At 46.7% G+C, this 24,359-nt stretch carries 21 protein-coding genes, 1 tRNA gene and 1 pseudogene; 11 read left to right on the forward strand and 12 right to left on the reverse strand.

The window, feature by feature from the left end; translation table 11 throughout:
- Positions 1-34: 34 nt before the first annotated feature.
- The gene (gene purH, locus ACSHX2_RS12605; protein ID WP_435693305.1) at positions 35-1,579 is read right to left on the reverse strand and encodes a bifunctional phosphoribosylaminoimidazolecarboxamide formyltransferase/IMP cyclohydrolase; all 1,545 of its coding nucleotides are present in this window, start codon (positions 1,577-1,579) and stop codon (positions 35-37) included.
- Between the two features lie 152 nt (positions 1,580-1,731).
- Here purH and ACSHX2_RS12610 point away from each other — a divergent pair, with 152 nt between their 5' ends.
- A complete protein-coding gene (locus tag ACSHX2_RS12610) occupies positions 1,732-3,519 on the forward strand; it encodes an arylsulfatase (RefSeq protein ID WP_435693306.1) in 1,788 nt (595 codons plus the stop codon).
- Between the two features lie 354 nt (positions 3,520-3,873).
- Entirely contained in the window at positions 3,874-4,134 is a 261-nt protein-coding gene (locus ACSHX2_RS12615; RefSeq protein WP_435693307.1) for a hypothetical protein, read from the forward strand.
- 82 nt (positions 4,135-4,216) lie between these two features.
- Here ACSHX2_RS12615 and ACSHX2_RS12620 read toward each other — a convergent pair whose 3' ends face one another.
- Together ACSHX2_RS12620 and ACSHX2_RS12625 are read right to left on the reverse strand one after the other, a co-directional pair.
- A complete protein-coding gene (locus ACSHX2_RS12620) occupies positions 4,217-4,936 on the reverse strand; it encodes a YqjF family protein (protein ID WP_435693308.1) in 720 nt (239 codons plus the stop codon).
- Positions 4,937-4,947: 11 nt separating this feature from the next.
- Positions 4,948-5,955, reverse strand: coding sequence for a calcium/sodium antiporter (locus ACSHX2_RS12625; protein WP_435693309.1), 1,008 nt, complete (start codon positions 5,953-5,955; stop codon positions 4,948-4,950).
- Positions 5,956-6,060: 105 nt separating this feature from the next.
- Between ACSHX2_RS12625 and leuB the strand changes: the two genes are divergently transcribed.
- Positions 6,061-7,167: a 3-isopropylmalate dehydrogenase gene (gene leuB / locus ACSHX2_RS12630; RefSeq protein WP_435693310.1), complete on the forward strand. Its 1,107-nt coding sequence runs from the start codon at positions 6,061-6,063 to the stop codon at positions 7,165-7,167.
- A 38-nt stretch (positions 7,168-7,205) separates the two neighbouring features.
- On the opposite strand, the gene ACSHX2_RS12635 is transcribed toward leuB, so the two are convergent.
- Entirely contained in the window at positions 7,206-8,420 is a 1,215-nt protein-coding gene (locus ACSHX2_RS12635; RefSeq protein ID WP_435693311.1) for an MFS transporter, read from the reverse strand.
- A gap of 119 nt (positions 8,421-8,539) precedes the next feature.
- On the opposite strand from ACSHX2_RS12635, the gene ACSHX2_RS12640 reads away from it, so the two are divergent.
- Both ACSHX2_RS12640 and ACSHX2_RS12645 read left to right on the forward strand, forming a co-directional pair.
- Entirely contained in the window at positions 8,540-9,136 is a 597-nt protein-coding gene (locus ACSHX2_RS12640) for a hypothetical protein (RefSeq protein ID WP_435693312.1), read from the forward strand.
- A gap of 42 nt (positions 9,137-9,178) precedes the next feature.
- Positions 9,179-9,259, forward strand: a tRNA-Leu gene (locus tag ACSHX2_RS12645).
- 15 nt (positions 9,260-9,274) lie between these two features.
- On the opposite strand, the gene ACSHX2_RS12650 is transcribed toward ACSHX2_RS12645, so the two are convergent.
- From ACSHX2_RS12650 to ACSHX2_RS12670, 5 genes are all read right to left on the reverse strand, one after another.
- A complete protein-coding gene (locus tag ACSHX2_RS12650; protein ID WP_435693313.1) occupies positions 9,275-10,390 on the reverse strand; it encodes an LOG family protein in 1,116 nt (371 codons plus the stop codon).
- A 55-nt stretch (positions 10,391-10,445) separates the two neighbouring features.
- Complete coding sequence (locus tag ACSHX2_RS12655; protein WP_435693314.1) at positions 10,446-11,732, reverse strand: SHD1 domain-containing protein; 1,287 nt, start codon at positions 11,730-11,732, stop codon at positions 10,446-10,448.
- A 154-nt stretch (positions 11,733-11,886) separates the two neighbouring features.
- Positions 11,887-13,629 (reverse strand): sulfite reductase subunit alpha, encoded by a 1,743-nt coding sequence (locus ACSHX2_RS12660; RefSeq protein WP_435693315.1) that lies wholly within the window; start codon positions 13,627-13,629, stop codon positions 11,887-11,889.
- 139 nt (positions 13,630-13,768) lie between these two features.
- Positions 13,769-14,581, reverse strand: coding sequence for an SDR family NAD(P)-dependent oxidoreductase (locus ACSHX2_RS12665; protein WP_435693316.1), 813 nt, complete (start codon positions 14,579-14,581; stop codon positions 13,769-13,771).
- Positions 14,582-14,601: 20 nt separating this feature from the next.
- Positions 14,602-15,021, reverse strand: coding sequence for a DUF6941 family protein (locus ACSHX2_RS12670; RefSeq protein ID WP_435693317.1), 420 nt, complete (start codon positions 15,019-15,021; stop codon positions 14,602-14,604).
- A 586-nt stretch (positions 15,022-15,607) separates the two neighbouring features.
- On the opposite strand from ACSHX2_RS12670, the gene ACSHX2_RS12675 reads away from it, so the two are divergent.
- Together ACSHX2_RS12675 and ACSHX2_RS12680 are read left to right on the forward strand one after the other, a co-directional pair.
- Entirely contained in the window at positions 15,608-15,958 is a 351-nt protein-coding gene (locus tag ACSHX2_RS12675; RefSeq protein WP_435693318.1) for an Hpt domain-containing protein, read from the forward strand.
- A 55-nt stretch (positions 15,959-16,013) separates the two neighbouring features.
- The gene (locus ACSHX2_RS12680) at positions 16,014-17,429 is read left to right on the forward strand and encodes a glycosyltransferase (protein WP_435693319.1); all 1,416 of its coding nucleotides are present in this window, start codon (positions 16,014-16,016) and stop codon (positions 17,427-17,429) included.
- Between the two features lie 30 nt (positions 17,430-17,459).
- Here ACSHX2_RS12680 and ACSHX2_RS12685 read toward each other — a convergent pair whose 3' ends face one another.
- From ACSHX2_RS12685 to ACSHX2_RS12695, 3 genes are all read right to left on the reverse strand, one after another.
- Positions 17,460-17,741, reverse strand: a complete 282-nt coding sequence (locus ACSHX2_RS12685; RefSeq protein WP_435693320.1) for a hypothetical protein — start codon at positions 17,739-17,741, stop codon at positions 17,460-17,462.
- Complete coding sequence (locus tag ACSHX2_RS12690) at positions 17,738-19,153, reverse strand: hypothetical protein (protein ID WP_435693321.1); 1,416 nt, start codon at positions 19,151-19,153, stop codon at positions 17,738-17,740. The genes ACSHX2_RS12685 and ACSHX2_RS12690 overlap by 4 nt, the downstream gene beginning before the upstream one ends.
- A 174-nt stretch (positions 19,154-19,327) precedes the next feature.
- Complete coding sequence (locus ACSHX2_RS12695; RefSeq protein ID WP_435693338.1) at positions 19,328-19,537, reverse strand: WYL domain-containing protein; 210 nt, start codon at positions 19,535-19,537, stop codon at positions 19,328-19,330.
- A gap of 341 nt (positions 19,538-19,878) precedes the next feature.
- Here ACSHX2_RS12695 and ACSHX2_RS12700 point away from each other — a divergent pair, with 341 nt between their 5' ends.
- The 4 genes and pseudogenes from ACSHX2_RS12700 to ACSHX2_RS12715 form a co-directional block, all read left to right on the forward strand.
- Entirely contained in the window at positions 19,879-22,068 is a 2,190-nt protein-coding gene (locus ACSHX2_RS12700; protein ID WP_435693322.1) for an AAA family ATPase, read from the forward strand.
- On the forward strand, positions 22,050-23,198 hold the full coding sequence (locus ACSHX2_RS12705; protein ID WP_435693323.1) for a UvrD-helicase domain-containing protein: 1,149 nt from the start codon (positions 22,050-22,052) through the stop codon (positions 23,196-23,198). The genes ACSHX2_RS12700 and ACSHX2_RS12705 overlap by 19 nt, the downstream gene beginning before the upstream one ends.
- Positions 23,199-23,426: 228 nt before the next feature.
- Positions 23,427-23,966 (forward strand): 3'-5' exonuclease, encoded by a 540-nt coding sequence (locus ACSHX2_RS12710; RefSeq protein ID WP_435693324.1) that lies wholly within the window; start codon positions 23,427-23,429, stop codon positions 23,964-23,966.
- Between the two features lie 132 nt (positions 23,967-24,098).
- A pseudogene (locus tag ACSHX2_RS12715) lies at positions 24,099-24,254 on the forward strand (GIY-YIG nuclease family protein); the annotation flags it as partial.
- Between the last annotated feature and the right edge of the window lie 105 nt (positions 24,255-24,359).

The raw sequence follows: 24,359 nt of genomic DNA on the forward strand, positions 1-24,359 counted from the left end.
GCGCATAAATAAATTAGTCTACGTAATCTAGTGATTAATGGCGGAAGTGGCGGTGACCAGTGAAGATCATTGCGATTCCTGCCTTATCAGCAGCCTCTATCACTTCCTTATCTCGGATAGAACCACCAGGCTGAATACATGCTGTCGCACCTGCTTCAATAGCAGCTTCGAGACCATCTGCGAATGGAAGCATCGCATCGGAAGCCATCACAGAACCTTCTAGAGAAAGGCCAGCCTCTTGCGCCTTCCATACTGCAATACGGGAGGAATCCACACGGCTCATTTGGCCTGCGCCAATTCCGAGTGTGCGATCTTCTTTACCGTAAACAATCGCATTAGACTTCACATGCTTCACCACGCGCCAAGCAAAACGCATTGCACGCATTTCCTCTTCAGATGGTGGACGCTTAGTTACTACGCGACCTTCGAGATTATCGAGACCCAGTGTGGTGTGATCACGATCCATTACCATGATACCGCCTGGAGCAGAGCGCACAACTGGCTCTTTCTTGGCTACCGCGTATGCATCGATATTCATTTTAATAAGACGAAGATTTTTCTTCTTCTGGAGAATTGCGCGCGCCTCAGTGTCGAAATCAGGAGCAATAATCACATCTGTAAAGATCTCTGAAATAATACGAGCAAGACCTTCAGTAAGTGAACGATTCACCACAATCACACCACCAAATGGAGCCTGTGTGTCCGTCTCAAATGCCTTCTGCCAAGCAATACGAAGATCCTCGTCATCTTGACCGATACCGCATGGGTTTGTATGCTTAAGAATTCCAACAGTAGGACGAGCAAAGTCAAAGATGAGATCTGCTGCTGCTTCAACATCAAGAATATTTGTATAGGATAGTTCCTTACCCTGAAGCTGTGTGAAGCACTTATCAAAATAACCGTAGAGCTTAGCCGACTGGTGTGGGTTATCACCGTATCGCAACTCACGCTCAAGTGGCAATGTGATGCTAAGATTTGAAGAAGTACCCTCAGCTGACTGGCTCAAGTAGTTTGTGATAGCGCCATCATACCCAGAAGTACGGAGGAACACTTTAATTGCTAATTCCTCACGCAGCTTGAAAGTTGTATCACCAGCGTGCTCGCTCATTTCTTCGAGCACACGAGTGTAATCTTCTACATCTGTCACCACAGTAACACTGACGTAGTTCTTAGCTGCAGAACGAAGCATGGAAGGACCACCGATGTCGATGTTTTCAATCGCTTCTGCAAGGGTCACACCCTCTTTTGCAATTGTTGCCTCAAATGGGTAAAGATTAACCACCACGATATCAATAGGTGGAATGTCATGTTCCTTCGCTTGAGCTAGATGAGTCTCATCATCACGCTTATGTAGAAGTCCACCGTGAACCTTCGGGTGAAGAGTCTTTACGCGACCTTCGAAAAGCTCAGGAGCGCCAGTGAAAGTGGAAACATCGATCACTGGAAGACCAGCATCACGGAGAGCAGCAGCAGTGCCGCCAGTGGAGAGAAGCTCGACACCAAAGTCGTGGAGCCCTTTCGCGAATTCGACCAAGCCAGTCTTGTCAGAAACCGAGAGTAACGCGCGTTGAATTGCCATAATTATAAATAGTGTTTTGAGCTCTCCTCGTGCGAGATGCGAGCCAGACCACGTGCCTACAGCAGCCCCTCGCTGACGACAAGAGCAATGTTTACCTCCCTAAGTAATTCTTACTGGTAAGAAGCCACAAACTTAGGCAGTATAACACCTATATGAGTCGCACTTTAAAAACTCTACTCGCCAGCAGCCTACTTTGCTTCAGCGTACAAGCTCAAACCGAGGGAGAAGTGATCACCCCCTTTGATCCATCTGAATTGCTAGAAGAGCTACCACCTAACGTCATTTTATTAATGACCGACGACTTAGGCTATGGCGATATCGGTTTTGAAGGCAACAAATGGGTCGATACTCCAAACTTCGACAAGCTTGCCGAGAGCTCAATCCGCTGGAAAAACTTCTACGTCAGCCCTGTTGGATCACTCACTCGCGCCTCCACCTTTACGGGACGCTATAATATACGTACTAAAGTGATCGATACATCACTGGGCCGCTCCATGATGGCTAGTGACGAAATCACTCTCGCCGAAGCCCTCGGCGGAGCGGGCTACAAAACTGGTCTTTTCGGAAAATGGCACCTAGGCGACCACTTCCCTATGCGTCCAAACGATCAAGGCTTTGACACCTCACTTATCTTCCGAGGAGGAGGACTAGGCCAGCCAAGTGACCCTATTGAAAATGAAGGGCGCTACACCAACCCTATTCTTTTCAAAAATGACAACGAAATCAGCACAGTAGGCTATAGCACCAATGTCTTTTTCGATGCGGCCAAGGAATTCATCGCTGAGGCCAATGACAACCAGCAGCCATTTTTCGCTGCAATCACAGTCAATGTACCGCACGCCCCGTATTCTGATGTACCGGAAAGCTTGCTGAAGAAATACCAAGCCAAAGATCTCAGTGGCTGGGGTGATGATGCGGATACGGACACCCTTGCACGCATCGCAGCAATGATTGACAACCTTGACCAAAACCTTGGAGAGCTCGAAGCATTCCTCGAATCCCAGAAACTCAGTAAAAACACGATCATCGTCTTTTGCAGCGACAATGGTCCAGATTCCCTGCGCTTTAATAAAGGCCTCAAAGGTAAAAAGGGAGACATCTACGAAGGCGGTATCCGCTCACCCTTATGGATCAAATGGCCTGAAAAGTTCACCCAAGGACGAGAAGTCAGTGATAATGTCGCTGCAGACATCGACATCATGCCCACATTACTTGACGCCTGTGAGCTCGGCACACCAGAGGCATTCGAGTTCGATGGCCGCTCATTGCTCCCGCAAATCTTAGAGACTGACAAAACTCTACCCGAGCGCCCACTTGTTATCCAATGGCACCGCGGAGCAACCCCCGTGAAGCACCACCACTTCATGGTGCGCCAAGGGAAATGGAAACTGCTGAACCCATCTAACCCACTAGAAGCACGTCTCGATTCTAGAAATTATGAACTCTACGACCTCGATAATGACCCAGGTGAAACCACCAACGTCATCAAAGAGTACGAAGACAAATCTGTAGAGCTCCTCAATATTTACAACAGCTGGCTGAAAGATGTCACTGAGACTCGCCTCCGCGACAGAGGCACTCCCTACATTCTTGTCGATCGTGAGAAAGAGAACCCTCTCGTCCTCACATGGCAAAACCGCATTTCTAAGTCATGGAATTACGCAGAAGAAGGCTTTTGGAAAACGCATTTTGAACATTCAGGACGCTGCGATGTTCGCCTCGAATTCCCCTTAGACTTCGATCGCGACCTCGCTAATTGGGAAGCTCGACTCACCATCGGTCGTGACATCTATACCCAAAAAGTGACTAAAAATGCTCAAGGCATCACTTTTACCGGCATTAACTTCAATAAAGGGAAGCACCTCCTTAAAGCTGCATTCATCTCACCAGAAGGAAATGAACTTGTAGGAGCATACCAAGTGCGTGTCCTCCACCGATAATCAACTCCAACCATCCCCTCCCTAACTTCTCTAGACCACTACTCGCGCCCAGAGTCTCAATATTCGATTTAAATAGGCCACTTTACTCAAAATTACATATTAGATAACTTTTATGTAAATTTTTAGATTTTCTTTCTTTTGAAGGCTCCAGAGCGACTTGAAGTACTTTTAAACGAAATTAATCTTGCTAATTCATTATTGCGTAATGGATTCAACGGTAAACCTAACAGGTTTAAAACCCTCATTTCACAACTAAATAACTGTTTGTTAGCCTATTATAACGGTGACAAAGTTGACAAACAGTTAGATCTGTAGTTTAATGTTAGAACCAAAGGAACCCCACCCGATACAATTATGAAATCAAAAAAGAATCTCACGCGTTTTACGTACGAGACTACAGCCTTCCAGGGATGGAGACTATGTCTTAGTCGTGCTGGCACAACATTCACTAAATACTTCTCCGACAAAAAGTACGGTGGACCGCGCAAAGCAATGAAAGCAGCCGAAGACTGCCTCAAAGAGCTCAAAGACCTCGTAGATAATTCACGTCGTGTAAATGGCAAACTAAGCCAAGCCACTCTCAAAAAGGCTAAAAAAATCACTGACGCTGCTTAATTCAGCGTCGTTTCTTCAAGTTCATAAAAGGCCACGCAGGATTTCCTGCGTGGCCTTTTCATTTTGAAAATCAGGTGAAAGATCAACACCTCTGAAGCCCCCACACAGCAACTTCGATACGTTTAGAAAAATGCGCTAAATCAGGATTCAAACCAATTGGTACCCCGTACTCACTAGCGACCTGATTAGATTCAATCGAATAGTCAACACCCTGCAACGGCCATGGGCGATGATGGATATCCCCACAAAAGAGTGAAGTCCCATCAAAAGCATAGAGACAATAACGCTCGCTGAGAAAATACTCTAGAGTCCCCGCTACCGCATGCCGTACTTCCCCCATTGGTCTGTACATAGCTTCAAACTTCCCAGTTCCATTGTCCCTCAAGGAAGTGTATCTGACAGCCTCCCCCTCGAGTGAACTGCGCATGGTTGCTTTAATGTATGGCAAATGGAAAAAAGTCCGAGCAGCCCATACCGCAATAGCTTGATCAGCATCAAGGCTGTAAAACCATACACCCGGCTTACCATCGCGAATCACGTATGTACGTAAATTCAACTCAGGAAAGTTCGAAACCCCAGGGATATTAGGCAGACCTCTGAGCATCACACCCTCCATCCGAAATGGCACCACACTCACCCAGGCTTCACCTTCAAATAAATCTAATTCGAGCCCATCTGGGAGCACGACCTCAATCAACTCTTTAGGAACTCGCCAGTGAAAAAATGCCAGATCCAGCCACTCCTGCCGCCAGCTTGGCCGACCACTAGGAAGCGGATAAGGTCGATGAGAAGTGTGATTCAAGCAATCCATATTTAGGCCATGTTATAGCGAATAACGGAGTAGCTCGCGTAGGCTACTAGCAAACAAATGCCTTCGATACGGGTTAGACGCATCCGACTCCACATAAACAAAAAGATAGCAACCGTCGCGCCAAGCATCACCATCTTATCTACCATCAAAATGTCACCTTCTGCGATCGGCTTCACCAATGCAGTAATCCCAATCACCGCCAGTATATTAAAAATACAGGAACCGATCGCATTACCCGTAATAATATCTCCCTCACCTTTTTTCACAGCCACTATCGATGTCGCTAATTCAGGTAAAGAAGTCCCGAAGGCGAATAAGAAAAGCGCAATAATCGAATCATCTACCCCAATAACACGCGCGGTATAATCACCACCCGTCACCAACCACTCCGATCCAAATTTTAACACAGCGAGACCGAATAAAATAAGAGCAATATCCAGCACTATCCCTTTTGCCCCAGCCTTCTTTACTTCTTCGATTTCTTTCGGGCTGAACTCACCGTAGTCATCCGGTTTGTGCTCCTTGCGTGACTGCACAATACTCGCCACCACATAGATTACCACACCAGCGAACAATAAACCGCCCTCAACGCGGCTAATGTCACCACTGTGAAGCATCGCAACAAATGCGAGCGTAATAATAATCAGGATCGGCATTTCACGGCGGATGATCTGTCGATTAATCACGATCGGCTTCATCACTGCTGCCACACCCAGGATCAGCGCAATATTACAAATATTAGAACCGATAATATTTCCTAAGGCCACATCGGGCCGCCCACCAAGATTCGCCTCGAGACATACCAGCAGCTCAGGAGCACTGGTACCGAAAGCCACCACGGTAAGCCCTACCACCAAAGGTGATATGCCTACACGCACCGCTATTTCAGACGCTCCCTTCACCAGCCATTCCGCGCCAAAATAGAGCGCCACTAATCCTATAAGAATAAGAGAAAGGTGAAAAATGAGAGAGTCGGCGAATGCTGGAAACTGAGTATAGAGAAAATCCACGGCCGAATCTTGCTCAGCACACACCTCTAACTCAATTCTTATTTTTGCCCATAATTTGTCAAATTGTAGTTCTCATTCCCAACACCCTTTGCTAGACCAACCCACATGAACCACAACATCACCGTTCTCGCTGGTGACGGCATTGGCCCAGAAGTCATGGAGCAAGCACTTATGGTGCTCGACGCCGCCTCTCAGAAATTTGGATTCACCCTCGAGACTACCGAATGTCTCGTCGGCGGAGCTGCTATCGATGCAGTAGGCTGCCCGCTCCCACAAGCAACTGTGGAAGCATCTGAGAAAGCCGATGCCATCCTCTTTGGATCAGTCGGTGGACCTAAGTGGGTAAACCTCCCACCGGATGAACAACCAGAACGTGGCGCTCTTCTTCCGCTCCGTAAGCACTTCAATCTTTACGCAAACCTCCGCCCAGGTGTCTGCCTTCCAGCGCTAAAGCATGCATCCCCCGTTAAAAACGAGCTTATCCCGAATGGTTTCGATGTACTCTGTGTGCGTGAACTCACCGGTGGCATCTATTTCGGCACTCCGAAAGGCCGTGATGACAATAAAGAGAACCCAACAGCGCATGACACCATGGTCTATAGCAAAATGGAAATCGAGCGCATCTGCCGCGTCGCATTCACCGCTGCCATGGCTCGCGATAAGCGCCTCCTCTCTGTCGATAAAGCAAACGTGCTTGCCTGCTCCATTCTCTGGCGTGAAGTAGCGACTGAAGTAGCTAAAGACTTCCCTGAAGTAGAGCTCTCACACATGTACGTCGACAATGCAGCAATGCAGCTGATCAAGCAGCCATCCGATTTTGACGTACTCGTTACTGGCAACCTCTTCGGCGACATCCTCTCCGATGAAATGGCCATGATCTCAGGCTCACTCGGCATGCTACCATCTGCCTCACTCGGCAATAAAAAGGACAACGGCCTCTACTTCGGCATGTACGAACCATCTGGCGGCTCAGCTCCAGACATCGCTGGCCAAGGGATCGCCAACCCAATCGCTCAGATCCTCTCCGCCGCAATGATGCTCAAGTACTCACTCGGTGAAACCGAAGCTGCAGACGCTATCGATAACGCAGTGAATGCTGCCATCGACAAAGGCCTCCGTACTGGCGACCTCTTCACAGGTGCTGAAGGTGAAACTAAAGTCGGCACAGCCGAAATGGGAGCAGCGATCATCGAAGCTCTCAAAAACGCATAATAGCCAACAACTCTATCTTTCTAAACGCTCAGACCTCTCTAGGTCTGGGCGTTTTTGTTTTCGTCCTTCTGCTTATAACCAAGAGTGAAATAGGCTAAACAAAGAAAGACCATACTCGAAAGGATCGACCAAAATAGCGTCCACCCGACCCATGTTTGACCTGCTTTGGTCACGTTAAATAGTAACCCACAGCTCAGTGCACCAGTCGTCTGCCCAATACTCCCTCCCATTAGCGCCAACAGCGCTTGAGCCTGACCTCGCATGTCCTCGCTCACCCTCCGGTTCACAAACACTTTCCCAGTCACTGAGAAAAACGCAAAAATCGGTCCATGCAGAGCCACCCCGATCCACATCAGATAAATCAATCCCGTGTGCCCAGCTGATGCATACAATCCATAGCGAATCACTGCCAGCGTCATCGATATCATCACAAAAGGCTTCACCCGCGCTCGGGCACCGAGCCAGCTCAGTAAAAGCATCGCCCCGATCTCAGTCATCTGACCCAAAGCCATTTGCGCGCTTGGCCCAGGAAGTAAAACCACAATAAAACTCTGCATCGCCCCAGCATTCACCTCTAGCTCAGCAAGCTGCTTCAGTAGTTTAGGGGCATACATGTAATGAGCGGCAATGGGAATCGCGAACAATAAGGCTGAAATGTAGTAAACCCGAAGTGACTTATTTGAGAACAAGCCGAATGCTCCAAACCCAAGAGCATCCTTCCACGTTTTCGCCCTCTTTCCCTTCGGTTTTGTTGCAGGTAAAAGAAAACAAAGCCCACCCAAGCCCAAACGCACAAAGGCTCCGATCTTCCCAGCCTCAGCTGAAGCATCGAGAGCGAGCCAACTCACCAGCACCCCAGCAGTGAGCCAACCAATGGTTCCCCACAGATGATAGAGCGGGAACTTCTTTTGTGGATTATCCGTATTTACCAGCGCTATCGTCGTCAAAATCGGGATCATTGGCGCGGAAATAAGTGCAGTGCAGCCTTGGAAAAACACGTACCACCACGGGCTCCATCCCCACGAGAGAACAGAAAATTGGAGCCACAAAAAAACTGAACCAAAGAGCGTCAAACATCCTAGCAACTTCTGCGCCTCAAAGCGCCTATCTGCTAACGAGGCAAACATTAGACTCGAAAATATTGCTACTATAGGCCCTACCGCCGCAGCATAGGGAATCACCCACAGCGCATTATAAGTTTCTAAAATGTTAGGTAGCGCGGGTGTCCACAGCCCAGGTGGAATGAAAATCAAAAAAAACACCACACCTATCCAGATATTGCGTGGCGAGTTTGTTGATTTCGTTTCCAAGACGCGCTAGTACTGCCAGTAGAAACCACATATTCAACCCCAATTAAAATCCACCCACCATTTTGGCTCAATCATTCATCACGCCCCCAGGCTGCCCACTGCTCCCGAGAATTGATATCCTCCTCCCTAGCACCCACACGCGGCAACACAGGGATACCTGTGGAGAAGCGTTCTACTCAGCATGTCATGAATTAGCTCAGTCCCATTGGCTCAGAGGACGCCCTGCACAGGCTATCCTCCAACTCGACAAGGCCATGATGGCGAAGCTCCCCGCTGATTCGGAAATTCTAAAGAAATATCCAATCCCCTATGAAGCGATTCTATGGATTATCCAGCATTCCTCAGGTAATGACTTCTTAGGAAACCCAGTGCGCCATTTCCAGCATCTCGCATCGCGAATGAACCAGAAGCAACCACAGCCAGAGCTTCGCCGCGCACGAGCATGGTGCTGCCTCCATTTGTCCGAACAGGCCTTTGGTAGCGCTACATTCCCCCGTGATCTCACTCAGGTACAGCGCGAGCAACTTCACATCCCCAGTTTCGATCAAGCCATCACTATGTTAGAAAATACGACCCCACATTCCTGTGAAGTCGAACGCGTTCAACAGCTTGCAAAGAAACGCAACTTCATGTCTAAAAAAGACGATCTGACAAGTTGACATTTCCTAAGGAATCATCAGTATCCCCACGCACTAGAAGAAGCCGGCGTGGCGGAATTGGTAGACGCGCTCGACTCAAAATCGAGTTCCTTGTGAGTGCCGGTTCGATTCCGGCCGCCGGTATTTCTTCTCCTTGTTTTAGCTACTTGCGATCTTCGCTTTATTGATCGCATCAATAAACTGCCTAAGACGCCCAAAGTCATAGCGACCATGCCTAAAGGTAATCCTCGGCATCTCGATCAATTCCACTTCATTCATTTCTTCCTTCAATGGGCCACTCTGTACCATTTCCCCGGTTTTAATAATGTCTGCAAACTCTTTCTTCAGCTCTACAAATGCCGACTCATCGATGGCATCCTGTAAACGGATGACGAGCTTATCCCCAATATATCGGTAGGAGTGGAAATTTTTGTAGAAATCCACGATCTCCTTCACGGCCACATCTATATCATCTGTCACTTTAAATAGTGAAAAATCAGTCTCCGAGATGAGCCCTAAACGCATGAGATGCTCCTCAATAAATTGATTCCAGAACTTCCAATACTTACCACCTGGAGCATCCAGTAAAACAATCGGATAGATCAATGCCTTACCGGTCTGAATTAAGGTCAGAGCTTCAAAAATCTCATCCATCGTGCCAAATCCACCAGGGAGAGCCACTGCCGCATCAGCCTCTTTCACGAATGATAACTTCCTGGTAAAGAAGTAATTATAGTCTATTAACTTCTCATCCTTAGCGATAAATGCATTTGCAGAAGACTCGAAAGGAAGTGAGATATTGAGCCCGAAGCTAAAATCACGACCCGCCCCCTCATTTCCTGCAGCCATGATCCCAGGACCCGCTCCAGTGATAGTCATGAAGCCTTCCTCGCGCATGCGCTCAGCAAATTTAACTGTCGTAATATACTCGGCTTCCTCAGGCTTCGTTCTCGCCGAGCCAAAAATCCCCACCTTCTTCAGATGCCGGTAAGGATGAAAAACCTCAGAAGAGATTCGCATTTCCTTCAACGCACGATTCATCAATTTGAAGTCACCCTGAGTCACGGAGCTACGAGACGCGCGCACTGCCGTTGTGAGCATTTCTGCGAGAAGACAGTAATTCCCATCGCGATCCATCTCGCGTGAGAGTTCCATAATCTTATCATCGAGATGCTTCTCCCCTGTGGTCCCTACGTAGGAACACGATGCGGCATGAATCATGCCACCTGTAAAATCCTTCTCCTGCGGTACATCTCTATGATTACGATTAGTCATAGAGGTTAGCTTATACTGGCATCAGTTAGATCGCCACTAAATCCTGCTAGAAAATTTATTTACTCTTTGGCGGACGTGAAGGCTTCCCTAAAAGACTGATAATTTCACCGTGCGGAAGCGAGTTGTATTTGGCAGCTAAGTCCTCAGCTGCCGCTGCTCGCTTCGGGTTAGGCTTGGTATCCTCAACATAGAAACCTACGGGCTCTAGATACTTCCTTGAAAACCCCTCAATATCCTTATCCGCCTCTAGAGCCAGAATAACACGGTCATCAGACGCCAACTCAGTATGCACTCGCTGCAGCTCCGGACTGAGCAAACCGCATTCATCTAAATAGGAACTAAGATAGTATGCCTCCCATGGAGCCTTCTCCTTCAGGTCATTGATTAGCCCCTCAGTAGCTCTAGCGTAGTTCGACTCGAGCACTTGCGAGTCAGTGCCCTTATATTTCTCGAGCGAGGCTCCGTAAATCCTAACCAGCCCTTGCTCTATCAGAGGCGCGCTCGCCCAGTCATGAAACCCCTTAAAGAAGCGCAGCCGGCAAGCATCAGAAAAGCCACTATGACTCTTCGCTGCTCCTGTACGATTAAAGTCACCACCACCAATGAGACTATAGATATAAGTCGACTTCCTAAGTTTCGCATCTCTAAATTCGTCAGCTTCTATATAGACCCCACTCCCAGATCCACACGCTAGCACCCCTGATATCCGCTTATCAGATTCAGCTAGCAAGTAGGCCATACGTGACCCACCAGACATACCGCTAGAAAACGCCATACCCTCTATCACAGGCACACGCTCAAAGACATCGTCAACCATCGCAGCCATTGCCTCATCAGAGCCCTCAAAGCCATTCTTAGACTCCATCGACAATACAACCACCACCCCGAGACGCTCGGCAGCTGAAAAGTACTTCTGCATTGGCTTAGAGGATTTTCCTCCACCAGACGACATCACAAAGCAAACCGGCCATTCTCTGCCGGTATGAAAGTTTTTCGGCAAATAAAGGTGGTAGCCCCAGCGCGCGTCATCCGCACAGCGTACATTTTGACAAACCTTGCCAGCCACGGCCTTAAGCTCAGTAATCCCCGGCTCCCCCATATTCTTCTCCTCTTGGATACGGAGAATATAGTCTTGGTCAGCTGATGAGAGTTGCGCCAGTGAGACGGTGAGGTTGGAACCATTATCACGGGCTAAAACCACTTTACCGCCATCGAACTCTAGAAGTTTAGCCTGCATTGTAGTTCCTGAGGAACTCGTCCACTCCCTTAATTCATCAGCAATAGTAGTGAATTGAAAGAGAAGTGAGGATAACAGAGTGAGTGGTAGAGCAAAGCGTTTCATGGAATGGCACATTAAGGGTGTACGAGCAAAAAAGCAGAAAGAACGAACGCTGATGAAAAGAGCACATTCTTCACTATGAGCCAAGCCCTGAGACACGAAAAAACCCACACCTCATAGGAAGCGTGGGCTTTAAAAGTTTCGGATACGAGATCGTCTAGTAGACGTCGCGGCAGTAGCGCTTCTCTTTCTTCAGAGCTTTCACAAAGTCCACAGACTCAGCCTCACTGAGACCACCGTGTTCTTGTGCAATCGTGTGAAGAGCTGCGTCCACATCTTTAGCCATGCGAGATGCATCACCACAGACATAAAATGCTGCTTTCTCCTCATTAAGCCACTTCCAGAGATCTGCGCCAGCTTCGATCATACGATCCTGGACGTAGATTTTTTCCTTCTGATCACGTGAAAACGCGGTACTCAGCTTAGTAAGAACTCCATCACTAGCCATCTGGTCAAGTTCATCCTTGTAGAGGAAATCTTCAGATTCATGTGGGTTACCAAAGAATAACCAGTTACCACCTTTTGCTTCAGTCGCTTTACGCTCTTCTAGGAAGGCGCGGAATGGAGCCACACCAGTACCTGGACCTACCATGATAACAGGCGTGTCACCATTCTCAGGAAGACGGAATGCATTGTTTGAATGGAGGAAAACACCCGGATTCACTTCTTCAGAACGATCAGAAAGGAAGGACGAGCAAACACCCGCACGATCGCGGTACTTACTGTGGTATCTTACGATACCCACAGTGAGATGCACTTCATTAGGATGCGCCTTAGGGCTGGATGAGATTGAGTACAGTCTCGGTTGTAGTTTCTTGAGCGATCCCACAAACTCTTCAGCATCTTCAAAATCAGCTGGATGATCAGTAATGAGATCGATCAATTCACGACCCCAGCAAAAATCATCAAACGCCGCCTTATCATCACCTTCGACTAGTGCGCGAAGGTAAGGAGAGCCACTGCGTGCTTGCCAGCTCTGGATGAATGCTTTGTTCAAATTACGGATATCGTAGTTTGAGATCAAAGCGTCGCGTAAAGTCGCCTCACCACCGCCAGGAAGTGGTACTTCCTCAGTCGGCTTGAAGTTCATGTTGCTAAGAATCTCATCAACAATGGCTTCATCGTTGCGAGGGTACACTCCGAGAGCATCGCCCACTTCATATTCTAAGCCTGAACCCTCTAGAGAGAACTCAATGTGATGCGTCTCGCGCTGAGAACCATCGGCATTGAGGTTCACATTCTTAAGAATAGGTGACGGGAATGGGTTCTTCTTGCTATAACCATCGTCAGAGAAGTCATCAGACGCTGCTACTGGAGCAGCAGAAGCACCGAGTGCATCGAGCACACCCTTTTTCCATGCGTCATAAGAATCATCGAAGTCCACATCGCAATCCACACGAGGGAAGATGCGAGTTGCCCCAAGCTGCTCAAAGCGCGTATCGAACTCGATACCACACTTACAGAAGTCTGGATACTCAGTATCTCCTAGAGCGAGAATTGAGAAGTTCACACCTTCTAGGCTAGGAGCGGCATCACTAAGGATCCACTCATGGAAATCTGCTGCGTTGTCCGGTGGTTCACCGTCGCCGTACGTTGATGTGATGATGAGTACGTTTTGCTCACTCGGGAGCTTCTCCATTTCATATGATCCAAGATCATTTAGCTCTGGGTTAAAATTCATCTTAGCCATCGCTTTGGATAGCTTCTTACCAAGCGCCTCGGAGTTGCCAGTCTGCGATCCGACTAGGATCGTAACAGGAACTGCAGGCCCAGCGCTCTGACCGTCAAGTCCACGGCCGCTGGTAAGATCATTGATGAAGTTAGACACCAAGTTATTGAGCCACTGACGTTGTTCGGCAGTGAATGGAGCATCATCAGGAATGTAATTCTGCTGTGACATAGTAAATCTGTGTTCGAGGAATCATTTCCTCGGGAGCGGATAAATTGCTTCAACTCCCACCAGCATGCAAGCACTGATGGTGCCAGTTTCCAAATATTTTACGATTTTTGATCAAATCGCCCTCTAAGCAGCAGAAAACCTAGCGTTCACGACGAGGACGAGTGCCCAGAATCAGTCGTAAGCCCACTAATGGAATCGCAGAAATGGCTAAAGCAGCCAAACCAATCTTCCACCCAGGGTACACCCGCGCTTTCTGCTTCTGTATACCCTCAAGAGCTTCCGCTACTACCTGCACCTTGTCAGTGTAGAAAAACTCGCTACCTGGAATCTTATTTTTATCCTCACCTCGCATAGCGACCTTGCCAAACTCGGTGTGCACCGGCCCTGGGCACAGAGCGAGCACATTGATATTGTGCCCTCTCAACTCCATACGGATAGCTTCAGAAAAACTAGTCACATAGGCTTTAGTGGCGGCATAGACTGCGAAGTCTGGAATAGGCATCACACTTGCCAGTGAACTGACATTGATGACATTGCCATAGTTACGCTCTACCATACTCGGTAAAAGCGCATGAGTCAGCTGCGTGAGAGCATTCATATTTAGCTCGAGCATCTGCTCTAGCTTCTTCCACTCGGCATGCGCAAACTCACCGTAATCACCCATACCGGCGTTATTCACAACCAGGTCAGGCCTCGCGCCGTGGTCCGCGAGTAATTCTATAAATTTAGTGCGCTCCTCGCGGTCGACTAGATCGACCGCGAAGTGCAACACATCTAAATGCGGAAACGCCTGCTTCAGATCACTTGCTAACGAAAGTAAGCGATCCTCACGGCGTGCGATCAGAATCATCTGATCACAATTACCTGCGAGCTGCCAAGCAAACTCCTCACCTAAGCCGGCAGATGCGCCAGTGATGAGAACCGAGCTGTATGTTGTGGGGGAAACTGTCACAGGTAACTGATTAAAATTAATTAAGCTCCCTGCTGAGCTTCAGGATTGTGCTCAACAATACGAAGTGGGATGCGCGTGATAAGCTCATCATCCACACTGATATCGATGGAGTAAATTCCATCTTCAGGGAATGAGAGGCCTTGGAGGTTCAGAATAAGGTTACGCGTCATGAACGGCACCTGCTCTGGAAGCTCGATTGGCATATCAGCAACGATTGGCATCTTATCATCGAGTGAGCTACCATCAGCATCGATGATATTTACACTGAACTTACGCTGACCGCTATCTTCAGGCGTGATGCAGAGACGCAGCGCGAGGCAGCAATGAGGGTGAACCACAGGCATTTTAGGTGCAGCAAGTGTGTCGAAGGTGCCGTTAATCACCATTTTACCATTGTAGTCAGCTGCGAAGTCGCAGAGTGTTGCAATTTGGATATCCATAAATTTTCTCTTTCTTAAAACAAAAGGTTTCAATGCCTCAAAATCGAAGCGAATTACCTATGCCAGATTTACACGCCACGTCCAGCATGGACTTCGGAACTTTTGTCACCACTTGTTAGCCAATGGAAAAACAATCCGCGTCGCAGCAGAATCTGCCGTCAAACTAGACGGATTACTCGCCTTTGGCCCGATCGAATAGAGTGTGCTCTCACCATCAGTCAGCCGCCTTAAAACAACTCCCATATCACAGCCGACACAGTGGCTAATTATACCATTTACGCAGTTAGTTTGGCGTAATGGCGCTGGAGGTCATGGGTTCTGAGATGGCGAGAGACAGGAGCCCCCCTGAATGTCGAATAACCCAGATAGGATATAGGAAATCCCGCACTCTTAGCATAATCAGCTGAGCTAATAAACTCACATATATTTACACTTTCCATTACTTCAAAAGAACTGGGAGAATGGTATTAGCAGCTCAAATACAGATGCAGCCTCTCCATTAAAAGATACAAATCCACCCTACAGCCATAGTCCTAGTATCGTATTCTTGACATGATTTTTCGGTTAGACTATAAACTATAAATTCATGTGTTCTCTTTTAGATATCTCCCATTTTAGGGACCTAGTAGGTGGTGACGCAGCCTCGTTCTCCTGCATCCTTGATGATTTTCAAACTGTCGGGAATGGACTTATTGAGTCGATAACCCAAGAAGCTGAATCAAACCAGCAGACTGCTAAGGATGCCCTACATCAGCTCAAGGGATCCTCTGGCATGCTCGGAATGTCTGCGCTCTATTCACTATGCAAAGAACTCGAGAAATGTAATACTTCAGGGTTCACTTTGGATCAAAAAACAACCCTCAGAGAAGTGTTCGTAAACTCACTGACCAAAGCCAAAGAAGACCTTAGCTCAATAAGCGGTCCCATAACTCCCTAATCTCGCCCACCAAAAACCTCCTCCCCGCTAAAACCCCACCCTAATAACTCCCAATATGAGTACTCTAAAAAAACCCACTCTAAGCTTCATTATCCCACTTAAAGACGAAGACCAGACCATAGTCGAACTTCACAGCAGGATCAGCGAACAAGCCAAAGAACACTCTCGCGGATGGGAAATAATTTTCATTGATGATGGCAGTGATGACAACTCTTGGAATGTCATCCAAGAGATCGCTAAAAAAGACCCAGAGCATGTCCGCGCCCTCAGATTTCGCACCAACAGAACCAAAGCTCCCGCTTTAGCTACCGGCTACCATGAAGCCTCCGGTGAAATAGTATTCACCCTCGATGCCGACCTTCAAGACGACCCTAAAGAAATACCAAGATTCCTCGAAAAAATCAATGAAGGTGAAGGCTGGGACATCGTCTCTGGTTATAAAGAAAAACGACATGACCCATGGCACAAAGTACTCCCTTCTCGCGTATTCAATGCACTCCTCAGTAAAGTCAACGGCGTCAAACTCCACGACCATAACTGTGGCTTCAAATGCTACCGCCAAGAAGTAGTGAAAGATCTTCCTATGTACGGAGAAATGCACCGCATGGTTCCATCACTTGCCTCGATTGAAGGATACAGAACCACCGAGATAGTAGTCGAACACCACGCACGCCAGCACGGAGTATCTAAATATGGTGTGAAGCGATTCCTCAGAGGCTTTCTAGACATGTGGTCCGTCTTTTTTGTCAAAAATTACCGAGAAAGACCACTCCACCTCATGGGGGGATGGGCTATCCTTTGTCTCATGTTAGCTGGTTTCCTATGGCTATTATGCTTCATCCCTGGCCTCCCAGCAGGCCTCAAGACCGGGTTACTTGCCACAGCACCCATCGCCTTCTTCACCGCTCCTATATTGATAGTTGTAGGGTTTTTGGCAGAACTCATCACAAACCGCCACTATGCGAACCAGACCGACGTCCCGATCATTGAGCGCATCGACCTCCCAAACTCTGAAGTGAGTAGTAAAGTCATCTCTATGGCAGATGAAACAACACCGGGAATGGACACTAAACCGAAAATCCTCGTTGCCGATGATGACCCAATCACACGCTCACTGAGCAGTAGAACCCTAGAGGCTGAAGGATGGAATGTACAAACAACAGCAACCGCCGAGTCTGCTCTAGCTGCTATTAAACCTGATATCAACGTGATACTACTCGATATCTATCTCCCTGGTCTCAGCGGTCTAGAAGCTTTACCCAAAATAAAGCAGCTCTCCCCAGCTACCCAGGTCGTCGTGCTTTCCGCTTCAGAAAAAGCAAAAGATGGCGCAAGCGCCATCCAAGCCGGAGCCTTCGACTACTTATCAAAACCCGTTGATAAGCAGATCCTTGTCGACACAGTGAAGCGTGCCTTCCAGATGAATGCATCACTCAGCACAAACACATTCAAGGTGCATAGCGCGGGCTAACAACCCACTAGCGCAGTATCTTCCAACCTCCTAAATGGCCACCACTTGGTGGCCTTTTTTAGCATCACCAGAAAGCTTCAGTATATCTGATCTCCATATCAAAAAATCACCAGGGGTCGTGCAGACATCATGATTAGAGAGAAGCGGCAAAAGCAAGCCGAAGGCATCACCCCTCTGGCCGAAGGCCACGCAACCATCACCCTCCTCCTTAATGATGGACTTACCTACATCCCCTACCAATTCACGGTAAAAGCACTCTCTCCAAGCTACTACAGTTGGGCCACGTCCAGCATGGACTTTGCTAGATTTCACTTCTCTCTATTCAAGGGAAAATAGATACGTCGAGCCTCCTCCGTAGTCTCCTTAGGCCACCTAGTATTCAGAAACTCTACACGTGGCCCCACCGAGTAAAGTGAGAACCCAGCTTCTCCACCCTTCTCATAAACCAAAGCACGTTCAGCATAAGGATCGGCCAACCATTCACGCTCCACTGACTCGAGAACATCTAATGACTCAGGGTAAGAACCGTTTTTAAGATAATAACGCTCCAGCTCTATCGAGAGAAGCGCGAGTCGACGGTCTACCACCGCATTCAACATCTCCTCGTATTGTTTCACAAAGGTACCCCACACAGGATTACCAAAAACAAAGTGTTGAGGGACATTTTCAGCTTCCGCCCTCAGCTGCATATAGACATTCACATCTGGCTCTTTTTCATAAAGCGGTAGAGCTGTATCGAGAATATAACTCTGAACATAACTCTCATAGTCCATGATGTAATTGGACGGAACCAAGACCAACATCACTTCTGCAAGTAGCTCCTCCCAATCAACAATACTCAAAAGTGGTCGATCGAGATCAATGATTTCAGCCACCCCATATTTACCATTTTCTACGACTTCAACATACACCTCGTCACCGTACTCTTCCTTAAACTCCTTAAACGCGCGATTATATTCATACTCACCTATTGGGCTGTGTTTGAACTGCTCGTAAGGATTTTTCACTACAACCCCGGCCTTCACTGCATCCAGCATCTCTTCATCCCATAGATGCCTCTCTACCCCAAAAGACAACAATTCAAGCATCTCAGCTTGATAAGCGAAACGTAGCAATGCGCTCACCAACATCGCATCGTTAGACAGTGAATCGTAATAGTGAAGAAATACACTGAGGTCGCTCTTTGCAGCTTCTCTATCACCACTTAAAAGATGAAGCTTAACCCTGTCGGAAAAGAAACGCATAACCCCCATATAATCCATCCCAGTCCAGTTAGGTTGAGCCTCTAACCTAGCAACGCTTAACCCCGGGTTGAATGGACTTTGAGTAACCTTCCCCGCTCTTGCTGCATTGGTGAAAACAGAAACTTCATCATCATACACAGCTAACATCTTCAGCACCCTCTGTGCTGCTTCTTGATCTGAGAGAGAGTCCTTATCGTCAAACCAGCTTTTAACACTATCGATCGAACTATATTTTGCCTCATAGCTATCATCCCCTATGAGCTCTGAGTACATATGCCCAATATCAGCCAATTGTCGCTCATCTTGAGAAAAATATGCGATCACTCCTTGGTCTCTATCGAGAGCCATAGCATCACTCACACTTGGAAAATACGCATCCAGATCAATCGGCCCAACTTCATCCGCCCAGCGTTCCTGAACCGCTGCCCAACGCTTCTCAACCGAACGATTATAAAAAAAGTGCGTCAGGGAAATAGCCACCGCTAGCAAAGCCACCAGACACCCAATCACCAGCGCCCCCTTCCTACTAAAAACAGCCCTCAAAGCTTTTTTAATCCAACCGTAGATCGACCTCAGAAAACGCATGCATACGGTCTAAAGCATACCACCTGCCTTTGTGTATTAGAAAAACCCACAAAATTTCTAACGCAACCCTCAATACATCTGCTGCATCGCCGCCAGCTCCTCCCGCACCCTCTCCACCAGCTCGGCTGGCGCGACCACCTTGGCGCAGCTCCCCCAGCTGAGCACGATCGATGAAAATTCCTCGAGACTCGTGAGCTGCATTTTCAGCTCCACCTTCTCCCCATAGTCGTCTAGCAACCTCACTTGTTGGGAATGATGCCACAGCCGCTCCTGCACCATCCGCGCCACCCAGCCAGTCACCTCTAACACCACATCCACCGCTTCCGCAGTCCCCCCTTCGCTCCACACCCCGCCAACACCCAAGCAAGCACAACTACCCAAACTCTGGAAACCACCGACCTCAAGCTAGCCACCAAGAAGACCACAACCACCAGCAAACTGAAGTGGCCAAAGTCTCTCCCCGAGCAAGTTACCATTATCAAAGACCTCTGCGTCACCCACAGCCATGATGCCGAGACTCTATCCCAACTCTTCGGCCGTGCCTCAAAATCTCGCATCGCCCAGATCAACCAAATCCTCCAAACCCTCACAGCCCTTGGCCAGATCTAACTCCCACTCAGATGAAAATCACAACCATAAAAATTAAGAATTTCCGTCTTCTCAAGGACTTTGAAATCGATCTTGAAAAGAACTTATCTCTAGTAATTGGTAAGAATAATTCAGGGAAAACCTCATTTTTAAGCCTTCTCAATAAGCTACTTGCCTCTGACAGAAATGCTTTCAATTATGACGATTTCAATCTTGATATTCGAAAGCAAATTATCGAACAGCTCACATCAGAGACTCAACCCGACATAGAGACTTATGAACCGCTTGGTATAAGGTCTGAAATGGAAGTAGAGTATGCGGATGAAGATAATCTTGCTCAGGTAAGTAAACTTATCATGAGCTTAGATCCTGAGAATAAGCTCATAGTCTTGGAGTTTGATTACACACTAAGCCATGCCAAACTCATTGAGCTTAGAGACCTCTATATAGTGGAAAAAATAAACTATAATGATGATCCTGATAGTTTCCTAAGAGACGAACTTATTTCTCACATCGAGGGGCTAAGCATAAAGAGCGTTAATTCAGAAAATCGTGAAGAGTGGATCGATCTCAAAAAAGAAAAAATTCAAATAAAAGACGTCATAGGGTTGCAATATATCAACGCAAAAAGGGAAGTTACCAACCAAGACTCTAACACAACTCTATCTGCTCAAACGGCAAAACTCTATCGGAGTAAGGTTGATAAAGAGACACACAAGGGAACTGTTGCTGATTTTAAGAAAGTTTTGAGGAACTCCGACAAGAAAATAACTGAAGCCTACACCCCCATTTTTGAAAGTATCACACGGAATGTTGCAGATTTCGGAGGGCACTCTGATGGAGAAACAATCATTTCTATCACCTCAGAACTACAGCATTCAAATTTGCTAGAGGGTAATACTACAGTCAGCTATTCACAAGACGACCAAAGTCTACCCGAACAAAACAACGGACTGGGCTACATGAACCTTATCAGTATAATTTTTGATATCGAGATGCTGATTGATCAACTAAAGCCAGCTAGCCCTCAGCTCCCAGCTCCTATCAACCTTCTCTTTATTGAAGAACCAGAAGCTCATACTCATCCTCAAATGCAGTATGTTTTTATTAACAACATCAAGACTCTGCTTGGAAAGAGTCTATGTATTCCTGATTTGCCTGATCTGAACTTACAAACAGTCGTAAGTACCCACTCGTCTCACATTGTGGCGGAAAGTGATTTTGAAGATATAAAATACCTCAAGAAAGACTCAGATGCGAATACAGTAGTTTCCAAAAACCTCAGTGACCTAAGAAAACTGTACGGCGATGAACGAGAAAAAGAATACAGGTTCCTGAAGCAATACCTCACTCTCAACCGCTCTGAGGTTTTCTTCGCGGATAAGCTTATTCTTATTGAAGGTGACACTGAGAGAATCCTCCTCCCTGCAATGATGAAAAAATTGGATACTGACGATAAAGTCGTTGATGTAGAAAATAAAAGAACTCCACTGCTTTCACAGAATGTATCGATGATAGAAGTTGGTGCACACTCTCAAATCTATGCTCCCTTTATCGATTTCCTCTCCTTGAAGACCCTCATCATAACGGACCTGGACTCGGGGAAATATGATTCAGACGGTAATAAAGAAAAATGCCCGGCCTCCGATAATGACTCCTGTTACAGCTCTAACTACTCACTTCTTTTTTACCATGGGTTCACAAAAAAGAAAAAAACTCTCCTAGAGGAGCTAAAAACTAATCCTGATTCCCTTGATAAACTACAACTTCAAGAACTGATCTCTGAAAAAAAGAAGGAATTCGACCGCAGCAGCTTCAATTTCTTTAAAGAACTTCCAGTCACTAACAAAACTCTTATTAGAGCTGGGGATGCGTGGCAATCTTCTCCTGAAGGAAATGTGCTACTATCCTATCAAACTAAAGAAAATGAATATCATGCCCGCAGCTTTGAAGACGCATTTTTTAACGTAAATACAGAATTCGTTCAAAACCAAGAAGCTGAATCACAAGACCAACACGGTCTTTCAGCGTTTCCTTCTCTAACTAAGAAATGGCTCAACAAGTATGTTGAGGATGCCTCCCCATTTGAGCTAGCTGAATATGGAGTCGACTCCAAGCCATCCTTAGCAATGGAAATACTTCTGCAAAGCGATAAGGACTTCTCCAACTGGAATACACCTGATTATATCAAGGAGGGTTTAGTATGGCTGAAGAACAACTAGATCCAGAAGTTTCTGCTATTTTTGAGGCAGTTAGCGCCCAGAAACATTTCCTACTTAGCGGTGGTGCTGGTAGTGGGAAGACCTATACATTAGTAGCTGCTATCCGCGCGATCTTAGACAAAAATCTTAGGGATTCCATCGCTTGTATTACCTATACAAATGCAGCAGTGAAAGAGATCGAGGAAAGAGTCGTGCACCCAAATCTCCGAGTATCCACAATTCATGATTTCCTATGGGATAACATCAAAAACTACCAGAGAGAGCTAAAAAAAGAAGTCCTCAACCTAGTGCAAAGCCAAGAAGCTGAACATAGGTCATTCAACTATACTGGTGATCTAGACACCCTGAAGGAAGACTACGGTTCCTCTGATACAAGAATCCAGTATAAGCAGTACCTTAGAATAAAGGATGGTATTATTTCTCACGATGAAGTCATCGTGCTTGCTGGGCAAATGTATGCCAAGTACCCCAAGCTGTGTGGCATCACTAAAGATAAGTTCCCTTACATCTTCGTTGATGAGTATCAAGATTCCAATCCCATAGTGGTGGAAACCCTTTTGAAACACATGGCGAATAGTCAAAAGCCTTTCATTGCTGGTTTTTTTGGTGATTCTATGCAAGCTATCTATGAAGCTAGCACAGGAAATCTAAACAGTTACCTGTCCGATGATACTTATGACCTCGTTGAAATAAAAAAGGTGCAAAACCGACGAAGTCCTCAATCAGTCATAGACCTAGCAAATACCATTAGGACGGATGGAATTGAGCAAGCTCCATCTTCTGACACCACTGCTCCCAACATGGATAAGGCTACAGGTGAGGTTAAACAAGGAACTGCTAGATTCCTGTACTCTAACAGTGATAATTTGGAACAGGTTAGAGAGTTCTTAGACTGGGAGGGGCAAATCAAAGAGCTCAACTTAACTCACAACCTCATTGCCTTGAAAGCTGGGTTCCCTGAACTCATGAGGGTATTCAGTGGAGATAAGATTCTCGAATTCTATAACAATAAAATAAAAAAGTTCTTAAAGAGTAATCCAGAAGCAGTGCCCGATGATTCAATTTCATTTCGAGACCTATTGGAGCAGCTTCAACAGGGAAAAAAAGGATCAGAACTAACTAAGGTTTAGCCGACTCCTGCACAAAGGCGATATTTTGAAGAATATAAAAGCCATTATAGTGAGTTTTGCAGCCTTCCCTATTCTCAAATAAAGACTCTTTATATCGATAGAGATCAGCTGATCGATGATAAGAAAAATGAATCCAGTGATCCGTCCAAACCTAGCTCTCGACTTAATGCGTTAACTAAGCATCTATTCAATATTCAAGATATCCTTTGGCTCTATCAGAACGTTAAAGTGAACCAGTTCATTCAAAAAGTGGATTTCAAAGTGACTTCTCATCAATCAAAAATTGATCTAAAAACCGCTATTGAATCTCTAGTCAATGTTGAGGGGAAAACAATAGGTGAGGTAATTGACTCAGCTCACAGCAAGGGAGTTTGCATAATAGGTGATAAATTAGAGAGGTACAAAACAGGTAAATCATACCTCTATAATCGTATTTGCGAGCTTCCCTACAAAGAATTTCAAGAGGCTTATGATTACCGAGAAGGCATCTCACCATTCACAACTCAACATAAAACAAAAGGAGCTGAGTTTGATAACGTCTTGGTAGTTTTAGATAATGGAGGGTGGAACAGTTATAACTTCGAAAAGTTTTTCAGAGGAACTGCAAGCGAAAGTGTTGAGAGCAGAACCCGCAAGATATTCTACGTCTGTTGCACAAGAGCCAAAGAGAACCTTGCTGTATTCTACCACGACCCACCTCCTGAAGTGATAGCTAAAGCCAAGGAATGGTTTGGAGAGGAGAATGTTATTAATTTAGGCGTAATCTAGCGTACTAAAACGTCTCTTGAAACAGGTTCATCGTGTCAAATTGGCGACTACAACGGTATGTTTATCAACTAACCCCACTGCATTTCTTTACCCCAACAACCCATAACTACGATTACACCCCACAACAAATCTATGAACAACGCACAAGGAATCGTCTACGTTCTCACGAACCCGGTCATGGATGGCTTGGTGAAGATCGGCAAGACTTCACGCGAGGAAGTGCAGATCCGCCTCAACGAGCTCTACTCCACAGGCGTGGCTGCACCCTTTGAATGCGCCTATGCGGCCACTTCTACAGCTGCAGCCCAAAACAACGTTCTAACAAGTTAGATGTTTATTAACTAAGCCCACTGCATTTCATTCTCCCACCTCCCTAAACAACGAGTACACCCC

This window comes from Rubritalea sp. (genome assembly GCF_051252225.1).
Lineage (GTDB): Bacteria > Verrucomicrobiota > Verrucomicrobiia > Verrucomicrobiales > Akkermansiaceae > Rubritalea.